Origin of the sequence: Kitasatospora sp. NPDC097643, assembly GCF_040302625.1 — a bacterium.
Lineage (GTDB): Bacteria > Actinomycetota > Actinomycetes > Streptomycetales > Streptomycetaceae > Kitasatospora.
Map to the genome: position 1 here is coordinate 132,447 of NZ_JBEOSA010000001.1, position 24,989 is coordinate 157,435.

The 24,989-nt window shown below is 71.6% G+C and carries 21 protein-coding genes and 3 tRNA genes; 3 read left to right on the forward strand and 21 right to left on the reverse strand.

Going from position 1 to position 24,989, the window contains the following annotated elements; translation table 11 throughout:
• Positions 1-72 precede the first annotated feature (72 nt).
• The 5 genes from rplA to ABTY15_RS00645 all read right to left on the reverse strand — a co-directional run bounded on the left by rplA (position 73) and on the right by ABTY15_RS00645 (position 3,172).
• On the reverse strand, positions 73-795 hold the full coding sequence (rplA, locus tag ABTY15_RS00625; RefSeq protein ID WP_030232341.1) for a 50S ribosomal protein L1: 723 nt from the start codon (positions 793-795) through the stop codon (positions 73-75).
• A 78-nt stretch (positions 796-873) separates the two neighbouring features.
• Positions 874-1,308, reverse strand: a complete 435-nt coding sequence (rplK, locus tag ABTY15_RS00630; RefSeq protein ID WP_207809812.1) for a 50S ribosomal protein L11 — start codon at positions 1,306-1,308, stop codon at positions 874-876.
• A 165-nt stretch (positions 1,309-1,473) separates the two neighbouring features.
• Positions 1,474-2,385: a transcription termination/antitermination protein NusG gene (gene nusG / locus ABTY15_RS00635; RefSeq protein ID WP_350574061.1), complete on the reverse strand. Its 912-nt coding sequence runs from the start codon at positions 2,383-2,385 to the stop codon at positions 1,474-1,476.
• A gap of 211 nt (positions 2,386-2,596) precedes the next feature.
• Complete coding sequence (gene secE / locus ABTY15_RS00640) at positions 2,597-2,950, reverse strand: preprotein translocase subunit SecE (RefSeq protein WP_350574063.1); 354 nt, start codon at positions 2,948-2,950, stop codon at positions 2,597-2,599.
• A gap of 149 nt (positions 2,951-3,099) precedes the next feature.
• Positions 3,100-3,172, reverse strand: a tRNA-Trp gene (locus ABTY15_RS00645).
• Between the two features lie 283 nt (positions 3,173-3,455).
• On the opposite strand from ABTY15_RS00645, the gene ABTY15_RS00650 reads away from it, so the two are divergent.
• A complete protein-coding gene (locus ABTY15_RS00650) occupies positions 3,456-4,703 on the forward strand; it encodes a pyridoxal phosphate-dependent aminotransferase (protein ID WP_350574065.1) in 1,248 nt (415 codons plus the stop codon).
• A 95-nt stretch (positions 4,704-4,798) separates the two neighbouring features.
• Complete coding sequence (locus ABTY15_RS00655; protein ID WP_350574067.1) at positions 4,799-5,833, forward strand: adenosine deaminase; 1,035 nt, start codon at positions 4,799-4,801, stop codon at positions 5,831-5,833.
• Positions 5,834-5,837: 4 nt separating this feature from the next.
• On the opposite strand, the gene ABTY15_RS00660 is transcribed toward ABTY15_RS00655, so the two are convergent.
• The 8 genes from ABTY15_RS00660 to ABTY15_RS00695 all read right to left on the reverse strand — a co-directional run bounded on the left by ABTY15_RS00660 (position 5,838) and on the right by ABTY15_RS00695 (position 10,625).
• The gene (locus tag ABTY15_RS00660) at positions 5,838-6,881 is read right to left on the reverse strand and encodes a UDP-N-acetylmuramate dehydrogenase (RefSeq protein ID WP_350574069.1); all 1,044 of its coding nucleotides are present in this window, start codon (positions 6,879-6,881) and stop codon (positions 5,838-5,840) included.
• A gap of 58 nt (positions 6,882-6,939) precedes the next feature.
• On the reverse strand, positions 6,940-8,394 hold the full coding sequence (locus ABTY15_RS00665) for an MFS transporter (RefSeq protein ID WP_350574071.1): 1,455 nt from the start codon (positions 8,392-8,394) through the stop codon (positions 6,940-6,942).
• Between the two features lie 86 nt (positions 8,395-8,480).
• The gene (locus ABTY15_RS00670) at positions 8,481-9,056 is read right to left on the reverse strand and encodes a TetR/AcrR family transcriptional regulator (RefSeq protein WP_350574073.1); all 576 of its coding nucleotides are present in this window, start codon (positions 9,054-9,056) and stop codon (positions 8,481-8,483) included.
• Between the two features lie 96 nt (positions 9,057-9,152).
• A complete protein-coding gene (locus ABTY15_RS00675; RefSeq protein ID WP_350574075.1) occupies positions 9,153-9,575 on the reverse strand; it encodes a MaoC family dehydratase in 423 nt (140 codons plus the stop codon).
• A gap of 5 nt (positions 9,576-9,580) precedes the next feature.
• Positions 9,581-10,042, reverse strand: coding sequence for an FAS1-like dehydratase domain-containing protein (locus ABTY15_RS00680; RefSeq protein ID WP_350574077.1), 462 nt, complete (start codon positions 10,040-10,042; stop codon positions 9,581-9,583).
• Positions 10,043-10,188: 146 nt separating this feature from the next.
• Positions 10,189-10,353: a 50S ribosomal protein L33 gene (rpmG, locus tag ABTY15_RS00685; protein ID WP_006604855.1), complete on the reverse strand. Its 165-nt coding sequence runs from the start codon at positions 10,351-10,353 to the stop codon at positions 10,189-10,191.
• An 83-nt stretch (positions 10,354-10,436) separates the two neighbouring features.
• Positions 10,437-10,509 (reverse strand) — tRNA-Met (locus ABTY15_RS00690).
• A gap of 43 nt (positions 10,510-10,552) precedes the next feature.
• Positions 10,553-10,625: transfer RNA gene (locus ABTY15_RS00695), tRNA-Thr, on the reverse strand.
• Positions 10,626-10,877: 252 nt separating this feature from the next.
• Here ABTY15_RS00695 and ABTY15_RS00700 point away from each other — a divergent pair.
• Complete coding sequence (locus ABTY15_RS00700; RefSeq protein WP_350574079.1) at positions 10,878-12,149, forward strand: amidohydrolase family protein; 1,272 nt, start codon at positions 10,878-10,880, stop codon at positions 12,147-12,149.
• 287 nt (positions 12,150-12,436) lie between these two features.
• Here the strand turns inward: ABTY15_RS00700 and ABTY15_RS00705 are convergent, their stop codons facing one another.
• The 8 genes from ABTY15_RS00705 to ABTY15_RS00740 form a co-directional block, all read right to left on the reverse strand.
• The gene (locus ABTY15_RS00705; RefSeq protein ID WP_350574081.1) at positions 12,437-13,111 is read right to left on the reverse strand and encodes a response regulator; all 675 of its coding nucleotides are present in this window, start codon (positions 13,109-13,111) and stop codon (positions 12,437-12,439) included.
• Positions 13,108-15,645 carry an ATP-binding protein gene (locus tag ABTY15_RS00710; RefSeq protein ID WP_350574083.1) on the reverse strand — a complete coding sequence of 846 codons (2,538 nt, stop codon included), beginning with the start codon at positions 15,643-15,645 and terminating at the stop codon, positions 13,108-13,110. Before ABTY15_RS00710 ends, ABTY15_RS00705 begins: the two co-directional genes overlap by 4 nt.
• A gap of 157 nt (positions 15,646-15,802) precedes the next feature.
• The gene (kdpC, locus tag ABTY15_RS00715; RefSeq protein ID WP_350574085.1) at positions 15,803-16,432 is read right to left on the reverse strand and encodes a potassium-transporting ATPase subunit KdpC; all 630 of its coding nucleotides are present in this window, start codon (positions 16,430-16,432) and stop codon (positions 15,803-15,805) included.
• A gap of 14 nt (positions 16,433-16,446) precedes the next feature.
• Positions 16,447-18,564 carry a potassium-transporting ATPase subunit KdpB gene (gene kdpB, locus ABTY15_RS00720; RefSeq protein ID WP_350574087.1) on the reverse strand — a complete coding sequence of 706 codons (2,118 nt, stop codon included), beginning with the start codon at positions 18,562-18,564 and terminating at the stop codon, positions 16,447-16,449.
• Positions 18,564-20,225, reverse strand: a complete 1,662-nt coding sequence (gene kdpA / locus ABTY15_RS00725) for a potassium-transporting ATPase subunit KdpA (protein WP_350574090.1) — start codon at positions 20,223-20,225, stop codon at positions 18,564-18,566. The genes kdpB and kdpA overlap by 1 nt, the downstream gene beginning before the upstream one ends.
• 1 nt (position 20,226) lies before the next feature.
• Positions 20,227-20,316 carry a K(+)-transporting ATPase subunit F gene (gene kdpF, locus ABTY15_RS00730; protein WP_350574092.1) on the reverse strand — a complete coding sequence of 30 codons (90 nt, stop codon included), beginning with the start codon at positions 20,314-20,316 and terminating at the stop codon, positions 20,227-20,229.
• Positions 20,317-20,637: 321 nt separating this feature from the next.
• Positions 20,638-22,635, reverse strand: coding sequence for an APC family permease (locus ABTY15_RS00735; RefSeq protein WP_350574554.1), 1,998 nt, complete (start codon positions 22,633-22,635; stop codon positions 20,638-20,640).
• A 244-nt stretch (positions 22,636-22,879) separates the two neighbouring features.
• Complete coding sequence (locus ABTY15_RS00740; RefSeq protein ID WP_350574094.1) at positions 22,880-24,712, reverse strand: APC family permease; 1,833 nt, start codon at positions 24,710-24,712, stop codon at positions 22,880-22,882.
• Positions 24,713-24,989: the final 277 nt, after the last annotated feature.

A 24,989-nucleotide genomic window follows, 5' to 3' on the forward strand; every position in this document is an offset into this window, starting at 1 on the left:
GGAAACGACGACGGGCCCGCACCCCCGGAGGGGTACGGGCCCGTCGTACGGACTGCTTCAGAGCACTGGGGCTCAGACCGCGGCCGGGTCCTCCTCGACGAGGAGGTTGCGGGTGCGGTTCGGGTCCACCTGGATGCCGGGGCCCATGGTGGTCGACACGGCGGTCTTCTTGATGTAGCGGCCCTTGGCGGCGGACGGCTTGGCGCGGAGCACCTCGTCCAGCGCGGCGGCGTAGTTCTCGACCAGCTGCTCGTCGGTGAAGGAGACCTTACCGATGATGAAGTGCAGGTTCGAGTGCTTGTCGACGCGGAACTCGATCTTGCCGCCCTTGATGTCGTTGACAGCCTTGGCGACGTCCGGGGTCACGGTGCCGGTCTTCGGGTTCGGCATCAGACCACGGGGACCGAGCACGCGGCCGAGGCGGCCGACCTTGCCCATGAGGTCCGGGGTGGCGACGACGGCGTCGAAGTCGAGGCGGCCCTTGGCGACCTCGTCGATGAGCTCGTCGGAGCCGACGATGTCGGCGCCCGCAGCACGCGCGGCCTCGGCACGGTCGCCGGTCGCGAAGACCAGGACCCGGGCGGTCTTACCGGTGCCGTGCGGGAGGATCACGGTGCTGCGGACCATCTGGTCGGCCTTGCGCGGGTCGACGCCCAGACGCATGGCGACCTCAACGGTGCCGTCGAACTTGGTGGTGCTGGTCGCCTTGGCGAGGCGGACGGCCTCGAGCGGGGCGTAAAGGCGCTCGCGGTCGACCTGAGCGTCCGCGGCCTTCAGAGCCTTGCTGCGCTTCACTGCTGCTCCTGAATGGTGATTGGAGTTGTGGTGTTCAACGGGCCTGCGCAGGCCCTACCACAGAGGACGAGAAGGTTTTCAGCCCTCGACGGTGATGCCCATCGACCGGGCGGTGCCGGCGATGATCTTCTCCGCCGCGTCCAGGTCGTTGGCGTTCAGGTCGGGCATCTTGGTGGTGGCGATCTCGCGGACCTGGGCGCTGGTGAGCTTCGCGACCTTGGTCTTGTGCGGCTCGCTGGAGCCCTTGTCGATGCCCGCGGCCTTCAGGATGAGGCGCGCGGCCGGCGGCGTCTTCGTGATGAAGGTGAAGGAACGGTCCTCGTAGACCGTGATCTCCACCGGCACGATCATGCCGCGCTGCGACTCGGTCGCAGCGTTGTAGGCCTTGCAGAACTCCATGATGTTGACGCCGTGCTGACCCAGCGCGGGGCCGACCGGCGGCGCCGGGTTGGCCGCACCGGCGTTGATCTGGAGCTTGATAAGCCCCGTGACCTTCTTCTTCTTGGGAGGCATGTCTCTCCGGGTCCTTCCGAGAGGTGATTGCTGGTGTGCGCGGAACCGGGGCGACACCCGGCTGCCAGCACACACATCGGACCAGGCTAACGCGGATGCGCCGCTGGACCAAAACGGATTCGGGGCAGGGCCCTCGGCCCCGCCCCGAATCCGAAGACCGTATGACTAGTTCTTCTGGATCTGGTCGAAGGAGAGCTCGACCGGGGTCTCCCGGCCGAAGATCTCGACCAGGCCCTTGACCTTCTTCGAGTCGGGGTTGATCTCGTTGATGGTCGCCTGGAGGGTCGCGAACGGACCGTCGGTGACGGTGACCGAGTCGCCGACCTCGAAGTCCAGCACCTGGACCTCGACCGGGCGGACCGGCGAGGCCTTGCCGGCCTCCTTGGCCGCCTGGCGCTCGACGTCCGGGGCGAGCATCTTGACGACCTCGTCCAGGGTCAGCGGGTACGGGTCGTAGGCGTTGCCGACGAAGCCGGTGACACCCGGGGTGTTGCGCACGACGCCCCAGGACTCGGGGGTGAGGTCCATGCGCACCAGCACGTAGCCGGGGAGCTTGTTCTGGCGGATGGTCTTGCGGTCGCCGTTCTTGATCTGGACGACCTCCTCCTGCGGCACCTCGGCCTGGAAGATGTACTCCTCGACGTTCAGCGAGACCGCGCGCTGCTCCAGGTTCTGCTTCACCCGGTTCTCGTAGCCGGCGTAGGTGTGGATCACGTACCACTCGCCCGGCATGAAGCGCAGGTCCTCGCGGAACTTGGCGACCGGGTCGACCTCGACGGCCTCCTCGACCTCGGCCTCCTCGGCCTCGGCTTCCTCGACCTCGGCGACCGGCTCCTCGACGGAGGACTCCTCGTCGGCGAGCTCCACGTCGCTCTCCACGTGCAGCGCGGCCTCCTCGGCGGGCTCGCCGGCCTCGGCCTCGTCGTACGCCTCGACCTCGTCCTCGTCGCTGTCCGCGGCGTCCACGATCTGCTCGGCGGGCTCGGCGTCGTCAGCCAGCTCGGCCGCGTCCAGCTCGGCGGCGACATCCGCCTCGCGGACGGTCTCGTCGGCGTCGTACAGGGGGGACTCAGACACGGTGGCTGCTTCTTTCCTGGAGATGGTGAAGGTGGCGCGCTCCGCGGCCGGCTCCGGCGCGCTACCGCTCACGCGGGCGCCAGGGGAGGCCTCGGAGACTTCAACAGTACCGAGTCAACGGTAGCGGCCGCGTACCTCCGACGCAGACAGCTCGACCCGGGCCGAAGATCGGCCCGGGTCGGGAGGCTGTTTCGAAGGTTGGACGGCTCGGTCAGCCGAAGATCCAGAGGCTCAGCTTGGAGAAGCCGTAGTCCAGACCGGCCACGAAGGCCATCACGACCACGACGAACGTGACCACGACGGCGGTGTAGTTGGTGAGCTCGCCCTTGCTGGGCCAGACGACCTTGCGGAGCTCGGCGATGATCTGGCGGTAGAACAGGCCCATGCGGGCGAAGACGCCCTTCTTGGCCCGCTTGCCGGACTTCTTGTCGCCGGAGCGGTTGGCCCGCTTGCGGTCACGACGCGAGAGCGACTCGCCGTCGACAGGCGTGGCCTCGGCAGCGCCGTCGGCACCCTCGGGGTTGCCGCTCTCAGGCGTTGCGGTGGAGCCCGTGGTCTCCGTCACTCGTCCTCACCTGAATCCGGGTCCTGCCGAGCATCACCTGCGTACCCGATCGGGCACGAGCGGTCGGCTAAAGCGGTGCTGTTCGGTGCCCTCTCCGCATCAAGCCCGCTCGCTCTGTGGAGCGAACGGGCTGAGTGCGGATCAAGCAGCAGGGCAAGAGGGACTTGAACCCCCAACCGCCGGTTTTGGAGACCGGTGCTCTACCAATTGAGCTATTGCCCTACGGCGCCTCGTGGCTCCGTAGCGACCAACCTACCGCATCTCCCGCCGCTGTCTGCACAGGCGGTGAAAGCTCCGGTGTTTTTCGGTGGCCGTCGAGCAGTGAGTGTACGTGGTCCAGGGGCGTTTGGTCGAACCTCTTCTTCCGGGGCCGCCGGTTGTCCGGCATATGTCCGGCATGCCCGCATGATCACCGGCGGTTCGCCGGGCGCCGCCATGTGGACGGGCCGGTACGGATGGTGAAACCGCGCTGCCCGGTCCGTCCCGGTTCTGCGACGATGCAGGCATGAGCGCTTCCACCCCGCAGCCCGACCCCTCCCTCCGCCCCGCCGACCGCCGGGTCTCCGCCCGGATCGGCGCGATCGCCGAGTCCGCGACCCTCGCCGTGGACGCCAAGGCCAAGGCCCTCAAGGCGGCCGGCCGTCCGGTGATCGGCTTCGGCGCCGGCGAGCCCGACTTCCCCACCCCGGACTACATCGTCGAGGCGGCCGTCGAGGCCTGCCGCGACCCGAAGAACCACCGCTACACCCCGGCGGGCGGTCTGCCCGAGCTGAAGGACGCGATCGTCGCCAAGACGCTGCGCGACTCCGGCTACCAGGTGGACGCCTCCCAGGTGCTGGTGACCAACGGTGGCAAGCAGGCGATCTACGAGGCGTTCGCGGCGATCCTGGACCCGGGCGACGAGGTGATCATCCCGGCCCCGTACTGGACCACCTACCCCGAGTCGGTCCAGCTGGCCGGCGGTGTCCCGGTGGAGGTCGTGACCGACGAGACCACCGGCTACAAGGTCTCGGTCGAGCAGCTGGAGGCCGCCCGCACCGAGAACACCAAGGTGGTGCTCTTCGTCTCCCCGTCCAACCCGACCGGCGCGGTGTACACCCGGGCGGAGGCCGAGGCGATCGGCCGCTGGGCGCTGGAGCACGGCCTCTGGGTGCTCACCGACGAGATCTACGAGCACCTGGTGTACGGCGACGCCGAGTTCACCTCGCTGCCGGCCCTGCTGCCCGAGCTGGCCGACAAGTGCATCGTGGTCAACGGCGTGGCCAAGACCTACGCGATGACCGGCTGGCGGGTGGGCTGGGTGATCGGCCCCAAGGACGTCGTCAAGGCCGCGACCAACCTGCAGTCGCACGCCACCTCGAACGTCTCCAACGTCGCGCAGCGCGCCGCGATCGCCGCCGTCGCCGGCGACCTCTCCGCGGTCCACGAGATGCGCACCGCCTTCGACCGCCGCCGTCAGACCATCGTGAAGATGCTCAACGAGATCGAGGGCGTGTACTGCCCCGAGCCCGAGGGCGCCTTCTACGTCTACCCGTCCGTCAAGGGCCTGCTCGGCAAGGAGATCCGCGGCAAGCGTCCGCAGAGCTCCAGCGAGCTGGCCTCGCTGATCCTGGACGAGGCCGAGGTCGCGGCCGTCCCGGGTGAGGCCTTCGGCACCCCCGGCTACCTGCGGTTCTCCTACGCGCTCGGCGACCAGGACCTGGCCGAGGGCATCGGCCGGATCCAGCAGCTGCTGGCCGAGGCCCGCGACTGACCGCGGCAACCGGCTGCACCGCCCCCTTTTCACCCCTTCGGGGGACGGGAAGGGGGCGGTTCCCGTTTGGGGGTCGGATGCGGCAGTATCGGCGAATGGAACGCCTGTTGAACCCGCGAGACGTCCGGGACCTCCCGAAGGCCCACCTGCACCTGCACTTCACCGGCTCGATGCGCCCCGCCACCCTGCTGGAGCTGGCCGACAAGCACGGCGTCCGACTGCCGGAGGCGCTCAGCTCCGGCGAGCCGCCCAGGCTGCGGGCCACCGACGAGCGCGGCTGGTTCCGCTTCCAGCGCCTCTACGACACCGCCCGCTCGGTGCTGCGGGACGAGCAGGACATCCGCCGGCTGGTCCTGGAGACCGCCCAGGACGAGCGGCGGGACGGCTCCCGCTGGCTGGAGATCCAGGTCGACCCGACCTCGTACGCGCCCCGGCTGGGCGGGCTGATCCCCGCCCTGGAGCTGATCCTGGACGCGGTGGAGCACGCCGCCGAGGCCACCGGGGTGGGCATCCGGGTGCTGGTCGCGGCCAACCGGATGAAGTCCCCGATGGACGCCCGGACGCTGGCCCGGCTCGCCGTCCGGTACGCCGACCAGGGCGTGGTCGGCTTCGGGCTCTCCAACGACGAGCGCCGCGGCCTGGCCCGGGACTTCGACCGGGCCTTCGAGATCGCCCGCAAGGGCGGGCTGCTGGCCGCCCCGCACGGCGGCGAGCTGGCCGGGCCGGAGTCCGTCCGGGACTGCCTGGACGACCTGGGCGCCCGCCGGATCGGCCACGGCGTGCGGGCCGCCGAGGACCCCCGGCTGATGGAGCGGCTGGCCCAGCGCCAGGTCACCTGCGAGGTGTGCCCGTCCTCCAACGTCTCGCTGGGCGTCTACGAGCGCCCCGAGGACGTCCCGCTGCGCCGGCTGTTCGACGCCGGGGTGCCACTGGCGCTGGGCGCGGACGACCCGCTGCTGTTCGGCAGCCGGCTGGCCGCCCAGTACGACCTGGCCCGCGACGTCCTGGGCTTCTCCGACGCGGAACTCGCCGAGCTGGCCCGGCAGTCGGTGCGCGGCTCGTGCGCGCCGGAGACCGTCCGCAAGGAGCTGCTGGCGGACATCGACGGCTGGCTCGCCCAGGCGGCCTAGGAGCTCAGAGCTTCACGCCGATCATCACCGGCTCGTTCACCAGCTCGACGCCGAACGCCGCCTGGACCCCGTCCCGGATCTCCCGGGCCAGCGCCAGCAGGTCCTCGGCGGTGGCCGAGCCGCGGTTGGTGAGCGCCAGGGTGTGCTTGGTGGAGAGGGTCGCCGGGCCGCTGCCGTAGCCCTTGCCGAAGCCGGCCCGGTCGATCAGCCAGGCGGCCGAGGTCTTGGTGCGGCCCTCCGGTGCCGGGTAGGCGGGGGCGTCCTCGGCGCCCGGGCGGGCCCTGAAGGAGGCGTACTGCGCGGCGGTGAGCACCGGGTTGGTGAAGAAGGAGCCGGCCGACCAGGTGTCGTGGTCGGTCGGGTCCAGCACCATGCCCTTGCCGGAGCGCAGCCCGAGCACCGCCTCGTACGCCTCCACCAGCGGCACCCGCTCGCCCTGCTCGACGCCGAAGTGCCTGGCCACCTCCGCGTACTTGACCGGGGTGGAGAGCCCGCCGTGGTCGGTCAGGGCGAACCGTACCCGCAGTACCACGTAGCGGTCCGGCTCGGCCTTGAAGCGGCTGTGCCGGTAGGAGAAGGCGCACTCGGCGTCGGTCAGCACGACCACTTCACCGGCCGTGCGGTCGTAGGCGACCACCTCGGTGATCGACTGGGCGACCTCCTGGCCGTACGCGCCGACGTTCTGCACCGGGGTGGCACCGGCCGAGCCGGGGATGCCGGCCAGGAACTCGATGCCGGCCAGCCCGTGCTCGCGGACCGCGCGGGTGACCGCCTCCGCCCAGACCTCGCCGGCCGCCAGCTCCAGCGTGCCGCCGTCCAGGGCGAAGCCGGTGGTGGCGATCCGCAGCACCGTGCCGGGGAAGCCGGCGTCGCCGATCACCAGGTTGGAGCCGCCGCCGAGGACCAGCAGCGGCTCGCCGGCCGCGTCGGCCGCGCGGACGGCGGCGATCACCTCGTCGTCGGTGTGGGCGGTCACCAGGCGGCGGGCCGGGCCGCCGAGCCGGAGCGTGGTCAGCGGGGCGAGGGGGGCGTCGTTTTCTACCAGCACGCCCACCAGCGTACGGGGGGAAGGGCGGCCGCTCCGGCCGCCCTTCCCCTCCCCGCGCTCAACCCCGGGCCGCCCCGGCCGGGACCGGCGGCTGGGCGTCCACCGGGCCGGCGGCCACGGCCACCGACGACTTCGACCGGCGCGGGATGAACAGCGCGCAGACCGCCGCCAGCGCGACCACCCCGGCGCCGACGTACAGCGCGGGCGTCAGCCCGTCGACGAAGGACCGGTCCGAGCTGTAGCCGCCCTGCGCGGAGAACACGGCCGCCAGTACGGCCACCCCGAGCGCCCCGCCGACCTCGCGCAGCGCGTTGTTGGCCCCGGAGGCGATGCCCTGCTCCTCCGGCCGGACGCTGTCCATCACCAGGGCGGCGGTCGGTGCGAAGAACAGCGACATCCCGATGCCGCAGATCACCACGGCCGGGACCTGGGCGACGTAGTCGTAGCCGCTGCCGCCGGCGGTCGCCGCGTACAGCGCCAGGCCGCCGGCCTGCAACACCAGCCCGGCGACCACGATCGGGCGGCCGCCGATCCGGTCGGCCAGGATGCCCGCGACCGGGGAGACGATCAGCGGCATCGCGGTCCACGGGAGCATCCGGATGCCGGCCTCCTGCGGGCTGAAGCCGCCGACGCTCTGCAGGTGCTGGCTGATCAGGAAGATCGAACCGAACATCCCGAGGTACATCAGCAGGCCGGAGGCGTTGACGGCGGAGAAGGCCGGGCTGCGGAACAGTCGCATCGGCAGCATCGGGTGCTTCGCCCAGCGCAGCTCGTACAGCACGAACGCGGCCAGCAGCAGGACCCCGGCGGTCAGCGAGACCAGCACCAGCGGGCTGGTCCAGCCGTCCGGGTTGCCGCGGATCAGGCCGAGGACGACGCCGAACATGCCGCTGCTGACCAGGACGGTGCCGGGCACGTCCAGGGCCGGGCTGGCGCCCCGGCTCTCGCGGAGCCGCAGGGCGGCGAGCGGCACCAGGACGAGGCCGACCGGGACGTTCACCCAGAAGATCCACTGCCAGGAGAAGTGTTCGGTCAGGGTGCCGCCGACCAGCGGCCCGGTGGCGACGGCCAGGCCGTTGACGCCCGCCCAGATGCCGAAGGCCAGCCCCCGTTTGGCCGCTGGGACCGCGGCGCTGAGCAGGGTGAGGGTGAGCGGCATCGAGACCGCCGCGCCCACGCCCTGGAGGGCGCGGGCGGCGATCAGCGAGCCGATGTCCGGGGAGAGCGCGGCCGCCGCGGAGCCGAGGGTGAACAGCGAGAGCCCGATCAGGAAGATCCGGCGGCGGCCGAAGCGGTCGCCGAGGGCCGCGCCGAACATCAGCAGGACGGCGAAGGAGAGGGTGTAGGCGCTGACCGTCCACTCCAGGTCGGAGAGCCCGCCCCCGAGGTGCTCGCGGATGGACGGCAGTGCGGTGGTGACGACCAGGTTGTCCAGGGCGGCCATGAAGCCCGCCAGGCTGGTGATGATCAGGGCCCAGACGCCAGTGCGGCCGAGGCCCGGTTGCTCCGTCATGACTTCCCCCAGGTTCCTTGGATAGTTATTGATCAATAACTTTTGTGCCCCGCAAAGAGGCCGCACGGAGTTCACCGTGCGGCCCGCTACTCGACCCCGTCGCCCTGCTCGCCGTGCTTGTCGAAGCCGTCCCAGATCCGGTGCTCACGGGGGAAGCCCAGCGCCACCAGCGTGTTGATCAGCATCCCGTACGCGAAGAACTCCGTGGTGCCGTTCACATCACCGCCGATCCGCTCGCGGACCCGCTCGAACAGCCGCTCCCACGACTGCCGGGCGGCCTCCCCGATCTCGTCCTCGCCGGCCACCCTGGAGGCGAACACCGAGACGTAGAGCTGCATCTGCATCATGAGCTGCTCCCGGTCCTCGACCAGGCCCATGTACGCCTCGGACATCGCCTCGGCGGCGGCCTCGCCGGTCAACCCCTCCGAGGCCTCGTCGAAGACCCGCCAGGTCTCCTCGATGCAGCGCTCGGCGGCGGCCGTGAAGATCGCCTGCTTGCCGGGGAAGAGCCGGAACAGGTACGGCTGCGAGACGCCCACCCGGCGGGCGATCGCCTCGGTGGAGGTCCCCCGGTAGCCGCCCCTGGCGAACTCGATCATCGCGGCCCGGATGACGCTCTCGCGCCGCTCCTCGGCACTCATCCGCATGCTCGTCCTCGCCATGGAATCTAAGTTAGTGGCCAATCACTATCTTTTCAAGCGCCCGAGCGGGGCGGAAAAGCCCCGTCGAGGGGCCTCCCCACCGCCGTCGGACGGAGCTCAGGCGAGGCGGACGATCGCCTTGGACATCCCGAGCACCTTCTGGCCGCCCGTGGTGGCCAGCAGGTCCACCTGCACCCGGCGGTCGTCCAGCTTCTTGGCGACCTTGGCCGAGACCTCGACCACCGCGCCGACCCCGTCGTTCGGCACCGGGACCGGACGGGTGAACCGGACGCCGTACTCGACCACCGCGCCCGGGTCGCCGACCCAGTCGGTGACCACCCGGATCGCCTCGGCCATGGTGAACATGCCGTGCGCGATGACGTCCGGCAGGCCGACCTCCAGGGCGAACTTCTCGTTCCAGTGGATCGGGTTGAAGTCGCCGGAGGCGCCCGCGTACTGCACCAGGGTGGCGCGGGTCACCGGGAAGGACTGCGCCGGCAGCTCGGTGCCGACCTCGACCTCGTCGTAGCTGATCGCCATCGCGCTCACTCCCCCGCCTCGTCGTCGGCGGCCCGGGCCACCAGCGTCATGATCGACGTCACCACGTGCTCGCCGGTCGCGTCCGTCACCTCGCCGCGGACGGTGAGCACGTCGTTGCCCGCCAGCGACTTGATGTTGTCGATGGTCACCGCGACCGACAGCCGGTCACCGGCCCGCACCGGGCGGGTGTAGGCGAACTTCTGGTCGCCGTGCACCACCCGGGTGAAGTCCAGGCCCAGCTCCGGGTCCTCGACGACCTGGCCGGCCGCCCGGTAGGTGAGCACGAACGGGAAGGTCGGCGGGGCGATCACGTCCGGGTGACCGAGCGCCTTCGCCGCCTCCGGGTCGGCGTACGCCGGGTTGGCGTCACCGATCGCGATCGCGAACTCGCGGATCTTCTCCCGGCCGACCTCGTACGGGTCGGTGGGCGGGTAGGTCCGCCCGATGAAGGAGGGGTCGAGTGCCATGGGCAGCTCCTCGGAAGCGCGGTGGATCCGGCGGCGTCGCACGCCGTCCGGGTGCATACGGAAAAAACTCCGGGCCGCACCCCGTGAGGGATGCGGCCCGGAGTCGGAGACCTGAATTCACACAGGCCCGGTGCCCTGCAACAGGGTCAGCGGGTCTCGCGGTGCGCGGTGTGCGAGTTGCAGCGGGGGCAGTGCTTCTTCATCTCAAGACGGTCCGGGTCGTTACGCCGGTTCTTCTTGGTGATGTAGTTCCGCTCCTTGCACTCCACGCAGGCCAGCGTGATCTTCGGGCGGACGTCGGTGGCAGCCACGGGAGTGCCTTCCTTGGACAACGAATAAGAACACAACAAGAGTAGCCGACCGGGAGTGCGATCTCCCGACCGACTACGCGGGGTAGCGGTGACCGGACTTGAACCGGTGACACAGCGATTATGAGCCGCTTGCTCTACCAACTGAGCTACACCGCCACAGTGATCCGCAGCACAGCCGAAACTGACTGCTTCTCACCAGAGCCCCCATGCGGAATCGAACCGCAGACCTTCTCCTTACCATGGAGACGCTCTACCGACTGAGCTATAGGGGCGAACGAGGAAGAGATTACACGTTCCGCGCCCAGAGGTGAAATCCGTATCCCGACGCGAAGACCGCAGGTCGGCGGCGTGAACGGAGGAGCGATCCAAGGCACCCCGTTCGATCGGCCCGTGAGCCGCACGGCCCGACCCGATACGACTATTGCCCGCCTCCCGGCGGCCCGCCCCCACGCGCCCTAGGCTCGACGTTCATTGATCGGGACGGCCTGGCCGACCGGACGGGCGAGCGCGAGAAGGAGCCGGCCATGGACAGCGCAGCCGCCGACGGGCCGCACTCCGGCCCCGGCCCGGCGGCCAACCCGCTCGGGCACGGCCCCGTCCTCCTGCTCACCGGCGCCCGGCTGGTCGACGGCCGAGTGGTGGACGTCCGGATCAGCGGCGACCGGATCCAGGCCGTCGGCACGGTCGGCAGCCTCGGCCCGCTGCCCGCCCTGCCCGGCGCCCCCACCGTCACCACCGGCGCCCGGATCGACCTCAAGGGCTACCTGCTGCTGCCGGCCCCGGCCGAGGCCCACGCCCACTACGACGTCGCCTTCTCCGCCGCCCTGCCCACCCCGCCGCCGGAGACGTCCGCCGACCTCACCCGCCGGGTCACCGAGGCCGCGCTCACCTCGCTCGGTTACGGCGCCACCGCCCAGCGCACCCACGTCCGGATCGGGGACGTGCACGGGCTGCGCCGGCTGGAGGCGGTGCTCACCGCCCGGCAGGCGCTGCGCGGCCTGGCCGAGCTCCAGGCGGTGGCGATGCCCCGGCTGCTCACCGGCCGGGCCGGCGCGGACGGCCGGGCGCAGCTGCGCGACGCGCTCAAGCTGGGCGCCACCGCGGCCGGCGGCTGCCCGGAGCTGGACCCGGACCCGGCCGGGTACGTCGAGGTGCTGCTGGAGGCCGCCCGGGAGGCGGACTGTGCGGTGGACGTGCACACCACCGCCGGCGATCCGGCCCAACTGGCCCGACTCACCCGCGCGTTGGCCCCGCTGCGGCCGCGGGTGACGCTCGGGCCCTGCGGGGCGCTGGCCCGGGGCGCGTCGACCGTGCTGGCCACCGGCGGGGTGCGGGTGGTCTGCCTGCCGCAGAACGGCGGCTGCGTCGGGCTGGAGGGCCGGTCGGCGAGGCTGCGGCCGGGCCTGCTGCGGGAGTTGACGGAGGCCCGGGTGCCGCTGGCGGCGGGCAGCGGCGCGCTGCGGGACCCGTCCAACCCGGTCGGCCGGGCGGATCCGCTGGAGTCCGCGTACCTGCTGGCGGCGAGCGGGGAGCTGGACCCGGAGGCGGCGTACGGGGCGGTGGCGAACCAGGCCCGGGCAGCGCTCGGGCTGCCGCCGGTGCGGGTGGACGCCGGGTTCCCGGCGGAGCTGTTGGCGGTGCGCGGGGACAGCCTGGCCGGGGCACTCGCGGGCGGCCACAGCCGGCTGGTGGTGCACAGCGGGCGGGTGGTCAGCCGGACCAGCGCCGTGCGGGAGTTCGCGGACACCGTGGCGCTGGCGCTGCCCCGGCAGTCGGGCAGTACGGGCGGGGGCTGACGGCGAGGGCCCGTGCGCGCCGGACGACCAAGCGGTACCGGACGGCCAAGGGGCGCGCGATGGTGCATCGCGCGCCCCTCCCCCACCAGCTGGCCGCCAGGACGGCGGCTGGAGCGGCCCCAGGCCTCCCCCACACGGAGCAGGGCCCGCTCGGTCGGTTCCGACGCTACGCCCACGGAGCACCACCGCCCGTCGGCCTTGACGCTCCCCTGGCGGCGAACGGGCCGCCCTTGACGGGTCGTTGACGCCGGATCGTTGACACCGGGTCGTTGACGCGGGGTCCGGCGTCACGGCTCGTAGCGGTAGCCGATCCCCGGCTCGGTGATCAGATGGCGCGGGCGGGTCGGATCGCGCTCCAGCTTGCGGCGCAGGCCCGCCAGGTAGACCCGCAGGTAGTTGCCGCGCCCCTCCTGCTCCGGGCCCCACACCTCGCGCAGGATCTGCCGGCCGGGCACCAGCCGGCCCGGGCTGGCCAGCAGCAGGGCGAGGATCCGCCACTCGGTCGGGGTGAGCCGCACCGGCCCCCGCGGGCCGGTGACGGTGGTGGCCGCCAGGTCGACGGTGAACTCGCCGATCACCGGCCGGACCAGCGGGGCCCCGCCCGGCGGCCGGCGCAGGACGGCCCGCAGCCGGGCCAGTAACTCGTCCATCAGGAACGGCTTGACGAGGTAGTCGTCGGCACCCGCGTCGAGGGCGCCGACCTTGTCGGCGGCGCCGGAGCGGCCGGAGAGCACGATGATCGGCATCGTGCCGCGGGTGCGCAGGCCGCGCAGCACGTCCATGCCGTCCAGGTCCGGCAGGCCGAGATCGAGCAGGACGGCGTCCGGGGCGGTGTGCGCGGCGCGGTCCAGCGCCTCGCCGCCGCTGGCGGCCGTCCGGACGGCGTAGTGCCGGGCGCTGAGGTTGATCCGCAGCGTGCGCAGCAGGGCCGGCTCGTCGTCGACGACCAGGATTTCGCTCATGCGTCGGACTCCTCCCGGGTGGCGGCGGGCAGGGTGAGCAGCATGGTGGTGCCGCCGCCGGGGGTGTCCTCGACCTCCAGGTGGCCGCCCATGGCCTCGGCGAGGCCGCGGGAGAGCGCGAGGCCGAGGCCGACACCGGTGGTGTTGTCGGTGTCGCCGAGGCGCTGGAAGGGCAGGAAGACCCGGTCGCGGTCGGCGGGGGCGATGCCGGGGCCGCGGTCGATCACCCGGATCTCCACCTGGTCGGCGTGGTGGCTGGCGGTGACCAGGACGGGGGCGCCGGGGGCGTTGTGGCGCAGCGCGTTGGTGATCACGTTGGCCAGGACGCGCTCCAGCAGCGGCGGGTCGGCGAGCACCGATGGGGCGGTGTCCAGGCCGAGCGGCTGGACCGGCGCGTAGGGATCGGTGAGGCTGTCGAGCGCCCGGGGCAGGATCTCGTCGAGGTGCGTCTCGGCCAGGTGCAGGGTGAGCGCGCCGGCCTGGAGGCGGCTCATGTCGAGCAGGTTGTCCACCAGGCGGGTGAGTTTGACCAGCGACTCGTCGGCGGTGGCGAGGAGTTCGGCCTGGTCCTCGGGAGAGAACTCGACGTCGGGGCTGCGCAGCGAGCCGACCGAGGCGAGGGCGGCGGCGAGCGGGGTGCGCAGGTCGTGGCTGACGGCGGCGAGCAGGGCAGTGCGCATCCGGTCGGCGGCCTTGATCGGCTCGACCTCGGCGGCGACCACGGCGAGCCGGTCGCGTTCCAGGGCGGCGCCGACGTGGGCGGCGAAGGCGGTGAGCACCCGCTGGTCGGCGGCGGGCAGCCGGCGCCCGGTGAGCACCAGGACGGCGTCCGCGCCGACCGGCACCTCGGTGGTCTCCGCCGGGCCGCCGCCGTCCGGCTGGTCGGCCTCGCTGTGGGCGAGCACCTCGCGGCCGGTGCGGGAGAGCAGCGCGACGGCCCGCATGCCGAAGGCCGTCCGGGACTTCTCCAGCAGGGCGGGCAGCGCGTCGGCGCCGCGCAGCACGCTGCCGGCCAGGGTGGAGAGGGTCTCGGCCTCGGCGGTGGCGCGGGCGGCCCGGCTGGTGAGCCGGCTGGCGTGGTCGACGACCGTGGAGACGGCGAGCGCGACGGCGGCGAAGACCACCAGGGCGACGATGTTGTTGGTCTCGCCGATGGTCAGGGTGTGGATCGGCGGGATGAAGTAGTAGTTGAGCAGCAGCGAGGCGATGACCGCGGCGAGCAGCGCGGAGGTGGCGCCGCCGAGCAGGGCGACGATGACCACGCCGAGCTGGAAGATCAGCGCGTCGGTGGTCAGGTTGATGCTCTCGTGGGCCTGGGAGAGCACCGCGGTCAGCAGCCAGGGCAGCACCAGGCCGGCGAGGTACCCGGCGACGGTGCGGCGCCTGGAGTGGCGGCGGCCGAGCGAGGGCAGCCGGCCGCGGCCGGTGAACTCGTGGGTGACCATGTGGACGTCGATGTCCTCGGAGGCGTCCACGGTGGTCTCGCCGATGCCGGGGCCGGTGAGGAAGCGGTTGATCCGGCCGCGGCGGCTGGTGCCGAGCACCAGCTGGGTGGCGTCGTGGGCGCGGGCGAAGGCGAGCAGCGCGGTGGGGATGTCGTCGCCGACCACCACGTGGTAGCTGCCGCCGAGGGTCTCGACCAGCTGGCGCTGCTGGGCGAGCGCGCCGGAGGAGGCGCCGGCCAGGCCGTCGCTGCGGGTCACGTGGACGGCCAGCAGGTCGCCGCCGGCGGTGCGGTCCGCGATTCTGGCGGCGCGGCGGATCAGGGTCTCGCCCTCGGGTCCGCCGGTGAGGGCGACCACGACGCGTTCGCGGGTCTCCCAGACGCGGTCGATGTTGTGGCTGGCCCGGTAGTCGCGCAGGCCCTCGTCGACCCGCCCGGCCACCCAGAGCAGGGCGAGTTCACGCAGGGCGGTGAGGTTGCCGACCCGGAAGTAGTTGGAGAGCGCGGCGTCCACCTTCTCCGCCCTGTAGACGTTGCCGTGGGCCATGCGGCGGCGCAGCGCCTGCGGGGCCATGTCGACGAGTTCGATCTGGTCGGCCCGGCGGACCACCTCGTCCGGGACGGTCTCGCGCTGCGGGATGCCGGTGATCTTCTGGACGACGTCGTTCAACGACTCCAGGTGCTGGATGTTGACGGTGGTGATGACGTCGATCCCGGCGGCGAGCAGTTCCTCGACGTCCTGCCAGCGCTTGGCGTGGCGGCCGCCGGGGATGTTGGTGTGCGCCAGCTCGTCGACCAGGACGACGGACGGGCGGCGGGCCAGCAGGGCGTCGAGGTCCATCTCGTCGAACTCGGCGTCCCGGTAGGTGCGTTGGACCCTCGGCAGGACGTCCAGGCCGGCCAGCATGGCCTCGGTGTGTCGGCGTCCGTGGCACTCGATGTAGCCGACCACCACCTCGGCCCCGCGCTGCTGTCTGCGCCGGGCCTCGTCCAGCATCCGGTAGGTCTTGCCGACTCCGGGGGCCGAACCGAGGTACACCCTCAGCCGGCCGCTGCGGGGGCCGGTGCCGGGGGTGAGGTCGCGGGCCATGGGCGCTGCTCTTTCCATCGCGAGGGTGCCGGTCGGGTGGGGTGGGTCGTGGGGCGGGTCGGGTCGGGCGGGTGCGGATACGGGCCGGCCGACCCGGGCGCGGGAGGTGTTCTCCCACGCCCGGGCCGGCCCGGTCATCCGTCGATCTGACGTGATGTCACTTCTGCTCGCTGAGCGCCTTGTTGAGCAGGACGACGTTGACGCCGTCCTGGCCGAGGAAGCCGAGCGAGCGGCCTTCGGTGTACTTCTCGACCAGCTGGTTCAGCTTGTCGGCCGGCAGGCCGCGCTCCTTGGCGACCCGGTTGACCTGCTCCTTGGCGTAGGCGACCGAGATGTGCGGGTCGAGGCCGGAGCCGGAGGCGGTCAGCGCGTCCACCGGGACGCTCGCCGGGTCCACCCCGTCGAAGGCGGCGACGGCGGCCCGGCGGTCGTTGACGGCCTTCAGCAGGTCCTCGCTGTTCGGACCCTGGTTGGAGGCCCCGGAGTTGTCGCCGGCGTAGCTGTTGGCGGAGGGCCGGGGCTGGAACCACTTCGGGTCCGGCTGCGCCTCCTCCTTCGGGTCGTCCGGGTTCTTCTTGGGGAGGTTGTAGTTCTGGCCCAGCAGGCTCGAACCGACCTCCTTCCCAGCGGACTTCACGATCGAGCCGTTGGCCTGCTCGCTGAAGGCGACCTGGCCTATCCCGGTCACCAGCAGCGGGTAGGCGACCCCGAGGATCACCGTCAGCACCAGCAGGACCCGCAGCGCGGTGAAGTGCGTGCGCACGGTGGTGGGCAGGGGCTTGGACATCGGATGCTCCTCTCTCAGCTCAGGCCGGGGATGAACTGGACGATCAGGTCGATCAGCTTGATGCCGACGAACGGCACGACCAGTCCGCCGAAACCGTAGATCCCGATGTTGCGGCGCAGCAGCGAGCTGGCGTCGGACGGGCGGTACTTCACGCCGCGCAGGGCGAGCGGGATCAGGCCGATGATGACCAGGGCGTTGAAGATGATCGCCGAGGTGATCGCGGACTGCGGGCTGTGCAGGCCCATGATGTTGAGGTGGCTCAGACCCGGGTACACCCCGGCGAACATCGCGGGGATGATCGCGAAGTACTTGGCCACGTCGTTGGCGATCGAGAAGGTGGTCAGCGCACCCCGGGTGATCAGCAGCTGCTTGCCGATCTCGACGATCTCGATCAGCTTGGTCGGGTTGGAGTCCAGGTCGACCATGTTGCCGGCCTCCTTGGCCGCCATGGTCCCGGTGTTCATCGCGACGCCGACGTCGGCCTGGGCGAGCGCGGGGGCGTCGTTGGTGCCGTCGCCGGTCATCGCGACCAGCTTGCCGCCCTCCTGCTCCTTCTTGATCAGGGCCATCTTGTCCTCGGGGGTGGCCTCGGCGAGGAAGTCGTCCACGCCCGCCTCCTCCGCGATCGCCTTGGCGGTCAGCGGGTTGTCGCCCGTGATCATGATGGTCTTGATGCCCATCCGGCGGAGCTCGTCGAAGCGCTCCCGCATGCCCTCCTTGACCACGTCCTTGAGGTGGATCACCCCGAGGACACGGGCCGGCGCATCGGCGATCTTCGTCGCCACCACCAGCGGGGTGCCGCCGGCCGCGGAGATGCCGTCGACCAGGGCGGAGACCTCGTCGGTGACCGTTCCGCCGTTGGCGGTGACCCAGTTGGCGACGGCAGCGGCCGCGCCCTTGCGGACCTGGTGAACTCCGCCGGCCTCGTCCAGGTCCACACCGGACATCCGGGTCTGGGCGGTGAACGGGACCCAGGTGGCGTGGGTCAACTCGCCCTGGGCGCGGGCCCGCAGGCCGTACTCGGTCTTGGCGAGGACCACGATCGAACGGCCCTCGGGGGTCTCGTCCGCGAGCGAGGAGAGCTGCGCCGCGTCGGCCAGTTCGTCGGTGGAGACCCCGCTGACCGAGAGGAACTCGGCGGCCTGGCGGTTGCCCAGGGTGATGGTGCCGGTCTTGTCCAGCAGCAGGGTGTTGACGTCGCCGGCGGCCTCGACGGCACGGCCGGACATCGCCAGCACGTTGCGCTGCACCAGCCGGTCCATGCCGGCGATGCCGATCGCGGAGAGCAGCGCGCCGATGGTGGTCGGGATGAGCGCCACGATCAGGGCGACCAGGACGATCATCGACTGCGGGGCGCCCGCGTAGGTGGCCATCGGCTGGAGCGTGACGACCGCGACCAGGAAGACGATGGTCAGCGAGGCCAGCAGGATGTTGAGCGCGATCTCGTTCGGCGTCTTCTGCCGGGCGGCGCCCTCGACCAGGGCGATCATCCGGTCGATGAACGACTTGCCGGGCTCGGAGGCGATCTTCACCACGATCCGGTCGGACAGCACCTTGGTGCCGCCGGTCACCGCGCTGCGGTCACCACCCGACTCGCGGATGACCGGCGCGGACTCACCGGTGATCGCCGACTCGTCCACGGACGCGACGCCCTCGACGACGTCGCCGTCACCGGGGATGATCTGCCCGGCCTCGACCACCACGTGGTCGCCGAGCCGCAGCGCGGTGCCCGGCACCTCCTCCTCGGCCTGGCTCTTCGGCCAGTCCAGCAGGCGGCGGGCGACGCTCTCGGTCTTGGTCTTGCGCAGGGTGTCGGCCTGGGCCTTGCCACGCCCCTCGGCGACGGCCTCGGCCAGGTTGGCGAAGATCGTGGTCAGCCAGAGCCAGACGGTGATGGCCCAGGCGAACACGGACGGGCTGGCGATCGCGGAGACGGTGGTCACCACCGAGCCGACCTCGACCACGAACATCACCGGGTTCTTGACCATCACCCGGGGGTCGAGCTTCTTCACCGCGTCCGGCAGGGAGGCAGCGATCAGCTTCGGGTCGAGGAGGCCGCTGGACACTCTGTGCGGCGCGGCGGCGGGCTCGGCCTGCTCGGCCGGAGTGGGAGTGAGCGTGGGGGTGGACATCAGGAGAGACCTTCCGCGATCGGCCCGAGAGCCAGGGCCGGGAAGTAGGTGAGGCCGACGACGATCAGGACCACGCCCGACAGCAGGCCCACGAACAGCGGCTTGTGGGTGGGCAGGGTGCCCGGGGTGGCGGGGACCGGCTGCTGCTGCGCGAGCGAGCCGGACAGCGCCAGCACGAAGACGATCGGCAGGAACCGGCCGAGGACCATCGCCAGGCCGAACGCGGTGTCGTACCAGTCGGTGTTCACCGTGATCCCGCCGAACGCCGAACCGTTGTTGTTGGCGGCGGAGGTGAACGCGTACAGCACCTCGGAGAAGCCGTGGGCGCCCGAGTTGAGCATCCCGGCCCGCTCGCCCGGCAGGGCCATCGCCAGACCGGTGCCGACCAGCACGATCGTCGGGGTGGTCAGGATGTAGAGGGAGGCGAACTTCATCTCCCGGCCGCCGAGCTTCTTGCCCAGGTACTCCGGGGTGCGCCCGACCATCAGACCGGCGACGAACACCGCCACGATCGCCAGCACGAGCATGCCGTACAGGCCCGAGCCCACCCCGCCGGGCGCGATCTCGCCCAGCATCATGTTGAAGATCGTGATCCCACCGCCGAACGGCGTGTAGGAGTCGTGGAAGGAGTTCACCGCACCGGTCGACGTCAGCGTGGTCGAGGCGGCGAACAGCGAGCTGGCCGCGATGCCGAAGCGCTGCTCCTTGCCCTCCATCGCGCCGCCGGCCGCCTGAAGGGCGCTGCCGGAGTGGTGCGACTCGGCCACGGTGATCAGCGCCACCGACGCCACCCAGAAGATCGCCATCACGGCCGCGATCGCGTAGCCCTGCCGGTTGTCCCCGACCATCCGGCCGAAGGTCCGCGGCAGCGCGAACGGGATCAGCAGGATCAGGAAGATCTCCAGCCAGTTGGTGAAGCCGGTCGGGTTCTCGAACGGGTGCGCCGAGTTGGCGTTGAAGAAGCCGCCACCGTTGGTCCCGAGCTCCTTGATGACCTCCTGCGAGGCCACCGGACCACCGGGGATCCTCTGCACGTCGCCGGCCAGCGAGGTGACCTCGTGGAAGCCGTGGAAGTTCTGGATCACGCCGTTCGCCACCAGGACCAGCGCGAAGACGATCGCCAGCGGCAGCAGCAGGCGCAGGTTGATCCGGACCAGGTCCACCCAGAAGTTGCCCAGCCGGTCGGTCCGGTTGCGGGTGAAGCCCCGGATCAGCGCGGCCACCACGGCGATGCCGACGGCCGCCGAGACGAAGTTCTGCACCGCCAGGCCCGCCATCTGCACCAGGTGGCCCATCGCGGACTCACCCGCGTAGGACTGCCAGTTGGTGTTGGTGACGAAGGAGATCGCGGTGTTCCACGCCTGGTGGCCTTCCATCTGCTGGACGCCGAGGTTCAGCAGCAGGAAGGTCTGGAGGCGGATCAGGCCGTACAGGAAGAGCACCGAGACGGCCGAGAAGGCCAGCACCGAGCGCAGGTAGACCGGCCAGCGCTGGTCGGCGTCGCCGTCGACACCGATCACCTTGTAGATGCCGCGCTCGACTCTGAGGTGCTTGGCGGTGGTCAGGGTGCGGGCGATGTAGTCGCCCAGGGGGCGGTAGCACAGGACCAGCGCGCCGACCAGGGCGAGGGCCTGCGACCAGCCCGCGAGAGTGGAACCCATGTCAGAACTTCTCCGGGAAGATCAGCGCGACGACGAGGTAGCCGACGAGGGCGGCGGCCACGATGAGACCTGCGAGGTTCTCGGCGGTCACAGCTTCTCCACCCCCCGCGCGATCAGGGCGATGACGGCGAACACGGCGACCGTGACACCGACGTAGATGAGATCGGACATGGGCTCCACCAGCGTGGTTCGGGAGACTGCCGCGGCCGGGCCGGGGGGCTTCGGGCGGCACCGGCGGACGGCCGGCAGATGCAGCCAAGCAGCCCGTCAGGGGCGCGTTACGAGTTCCTGACGCCCTCCATACGGGTGAAAGCGGGACGTTGACGGGACCTTGACGCAGGTGTCGGGCCGACACCGGAACGCGGCAGGTCCCGGACGGCCACTGCCGCCCGGGACCTGCCACCCGTACCCGTCAGACGCTCTCCGGCGCCGGGAGCTTCTCGTACCCCGACGCCGGCACCGGCTCGCCCCGGCGCACCGCGCCCGGCGCCCGGCGCGACGGGCCGTGCGCCCGCCCGGAGGAGGTCAGCTGCCACGGCACGCTGATCACCATCACGCCCGCCGTGAACAGCAGTCGGCTCTTCAGCCAGAGCGCCGACTGGTTGTGCAGCAGGTGCTCCCACCAGTGGCCGACCACGTACTCCGGGATGAACACGGCGACCGCGTCGCGCGGACTGGTCCGCCGGTACTCCCGCACGTACTGGACCACCGGCTTGGTGATCTCCCGGTACGGCGAGTCCAGCACCGTGAGCGGCACCCGCACGCCCGCCTTGGCCCACTGCTGCTCCAGTTCGCCGGTGGCCTCCGGCTCCACCGCGACGGTCAGCGCCTCCAGCGAGTCCGGCCGGAACGCCTCCGCGTAGCCGAGCGCCCGCAGGGTCGGCTTGTGCAGCTTGGACACCAGCACGATGCCGTGCACCTTCGACGGCCGCACCGACTCGGCGTCCGGGTCGTCCACCGCCAGCTCGGCGGCGACGCTGTCGTAGTGCCGGCGGATGCCGCGCATCATCACCCACAGCACCACCGCGGCGACCACGGCCAGCCAGGCGCCCTGGGTGAACTTGGTGATCAGGACGATGACCAGCACCAGCGCGGTCACCACCGCGCCGAAGGCGTTGATCACCCGGGACCGCTGGGCGGCGCCGCGCACGGCCGGGTCGGTCTCGGTGGCCAGCGCCCGGTTCCAGTGCTTCACCATGCCGATCTGGGAGAGCGTGAAGGAGGTGAAGACGCCCAGGATGTACAGGTGGATCAGGCTGGTGACGTCCGCGTCGTACAGCCAGAGCAGTCCGCCGGCCACCACAGCGAGCGCGATGATGCCGTTGGAGAAGGCCAGCCGGTCGCCGCGGGTGTGCATCTGCCGGGGCAGGTAGCGGTGCTCGGCCAGGATCGAGGCCAGCAGCGGGAAGCCGTTGAAGGCGGTGTTGGCCGCCAGGATCAGCACCAGCGCGGTGACCGCCTGGACGGCGTAGAACAGCACGCTGTGGTCGCCGCCGAAGACCGCCGCCGCCAGCTGGGCGATCACGGTCTGCTGCGGCGCGCCCGCGCAGTCGCCGGGGAAGCCGGTCAGCCGGCAGGCGTCGCCCTCGACGATGTGCACCTTGGCGATCAGCGCCAGCGCGGTGATGCCGACGAACATCACGACCGCCGTGGTGCCCATCACGGCCATCGTGGTCGCGGCGTTGCGGGACTTCGGCGCCCGGAAGGCCGGCACGCCGTTGGAGATCGCCTCCACCCCGGTCAGCGCCGTGCAGCCGGACGCGAACGCCCGCAGGCCCAGCATCAGCAGCCCCAGCCCGGCCAGGGTGTCCTTGCCGTCCTCCGGGAGGATCCCGTACGAGGCGCTGGACGCCACCGGCGCGTCGCCGAGCGCCACCCGGACCAGCCCGGTGACCACCATCAGCAGGATGCCGCCGATGAACAGGTACGTCGGCGCGGCGAAGGCCTTGCCGGATTCCCGGACGCCGCGCAGGTTCATCGCCATCAGCAGCACCACGAAGCCGAGCGCCAGTTCCACCCGGTGGTCGGCCAGCGAGGGCAGCGCCGAGATGATGTTGTCCACGCCGGAGGCCACCGAGACCGCGACCGTCATCACGTAGTCGACCAGCAGCGAGGCCGCCACCACCAGGCCGGAGTTGGCCCCCAGGTTGCGGGACACCACCTCGTACGAGCCGCCGCCGCTCGGGTAGGCGTGCACGACCTGGCGGTAGGACATCACCACGACCGCCATCAGCGCGACCACACCGGCCGCGACCCACGGGGTCAGGGAGAGGAAGGCGGCGCCACCGACGGTGAGCACCAGCAGGATCTCCTGGGTCGCGTAGGCGACCGAGGAGAGCGGGTCGGAGGCGAAGATCGGCAGGGCCAGCCGCTTGGGCAGCAGCGTCTCGCCCAGCTCCTCGCTGCGCATGGCCCGACCGATCACGAGGCGCTTGAGCGCCTGGGGCACGTTGAACACGAATGTGAGGGTAAAACGCGCCCACCGCAACGGATTCCGTTGCGGTTGGCACCGGGAACCCGCGTGTTCCAAGGGCTTCCCGCAGGTCAATGCGGTTGTGGACGGGTCCGTTCCGGCCGTATCGAGGGCGTCGAGGGCACCCCGTTAAGAGCCCGTCAAGATATGAGGTTGTTATCGGACGGCGCGCTCCCCCCGGTCACATCCGCATCCGCAGCCGGCAGACCACCGCGTCGGTGTGCCGGCGCAGCGCCCGGTCGATCACCGCGCCGCGGCGGTTCTGCAACGCCCGCTGCCACCAGCGGGCCGGCTCCACCTCCGGGATCAGCACGGTCAGCCGGTCGTACGCGTGCTCCTCGCCCAGCCGGTTGACGAAGGCCGCGATCGGCGGGCCCAGCCGGCGGTGGTCCTCCGGGATCTCCACCAGCGGCACACCCGGCCGCCACAGCTCCCAGTCCCGGCGCAGCGCCTCCGCCTCGGCCGGCTCGTGCACCACCGTCACCGCCAGCACCTCGTCGCCGAGCGACAGCGCCGCCGACAGGCCGTCCCGGGTGAGCCGGGTGATCGCGGTCACCGGGACGACGACCAGACTGCGCTGCCGGGTCAGCGCGCCCGGCACCCGGCCCAGCTCCAGGCGCTCGCCGATCCGCGCGTAACTGCGGTGGACCGCCTCGAACAGCACCACCAGCAGCGGCAGCGCCACCACGATGCCCCAGGCGCCCTCGGTGAACTTGGTGCCGGTCACCACCAGCGCGGCGACGCCGGTGAGCAGCGCGCCGAAGCCGTTCAGCGCGGCCTTCCGGTGCCAGCGGGCCGGCCGGTGGAGGTACCAGTGCCGGACCATGCCGACCTGGCAGACCGTGAAGCCCACGAACACGCCGATCGAGAACAGCGGCACCAGGCTGTTCACGTCCCCGCCGGAGCCGACCAGCAGCACCGCCGACACCGCCGCGAGGAACAGCACGCCGTGCCGGTGCACCTGGCGGTCGGCGCGCAGTGCGAACACGTGCGGGAGGTGGTTGTCGCGGGCCAGCAGGTGCAGCAGCACCGGCAACCCGCCGAAGGAGGTGTTGGCGGCCAGGCCGAGCAGCACCACGGTGGCGAACTGGACGACGTAGAAGGCCGCGCCGTGGCCGAGCGAGGCGTCGGCCAGCTGGGCGAGCACGGTGACGCCCTCGACCGGCTGGAGGTGGAAGCGGCCGATCAGCACGGCCAGTCCGATCAGCATCACGCCGAGCAGGGCGCCCAGCGCGACCTCGGTGTGCTGCGCCCGCCTGACCCGCGGCGTCCGGAACGACGGGACGGCGTTCGCCACCGCCTCCACCCCGGTCAGCGCCGAGCAGCCGGCGGCGAAGGCCTTGAGCAGCAGCAGCGCGCCGACGGCGGTGGCGTTCCCGGCCAGCGCCGAGGCGTGGCCGGCCGCCGCCTCGGTGCTCGCGGGGGCGTCCCGGAACAGGCCGACCACGATGATCGCCAGGATCGAGACGACGAAGACCGCGGTCGGCGCCAGGAACCAGCGCGCCGACTCGGCGATCCCGCGCAGGTTCACCGCGGTGACCAGGGCGAGCACACCCAGGCAGAGCCAGACCCGGTCGCCGTACAGGCCCGGGACGGCCGAGGTCAGCGCGGCCACCCCGGCGGTCACCGAGACCGCCACGTTCAGGACGTAGTCGATCACCAGCGAGGCGGCCGCGGTCAGCGCCGTCCGCCGTCCCAGGTGCGCCTTGGCCACCGCGTACGAGCCGCCGCCGTCCGGGAAGGCCGCGATCACCTGCCGGTACGAGGCCACCAGCACCGCCAGCAGCACCGCGATCGCCACCGTCACCGGCAGCGTGAACCCCAGCCCGTACGCCCCGGCCGCGGCCAGCACCAGCACGACGGCCTCCGGCCCGTACGCCACCGAGGCCATGGCGTCCAACGACAGCGCCGCCAGCCCCCCGAGCACGCTCAGCCGGTGCCGCTCCCCACCCGCGCCGGTATCAGGCGGCTCGGCTTCGGCCACGACGGCCGGGGTGGTGACGGCGCTGGACATCGGACGGGACCTCCGTGATCGGCAACTGCTCCGATCCTGCGGTCCCGTCCCCGGCCGTTCGAACCCTCCGTACGCGTTCCTGACGCCACCCCGAGCGCTCTTGACGCGCCCTTGACGCCACGCAGAGCCCTGGCCGGGGGTGGGGCGAGCCGCTGGTCCCGGCGGGCGCCGGCTGGGAAGACGATCAGCTCGTTCGAAGGACTCCCACCCCCGACCCGACCACTCTGCTGCCCTGGTCCCGCAATTGCAACCTCTGTGCAACAAGTGCCACCCGACC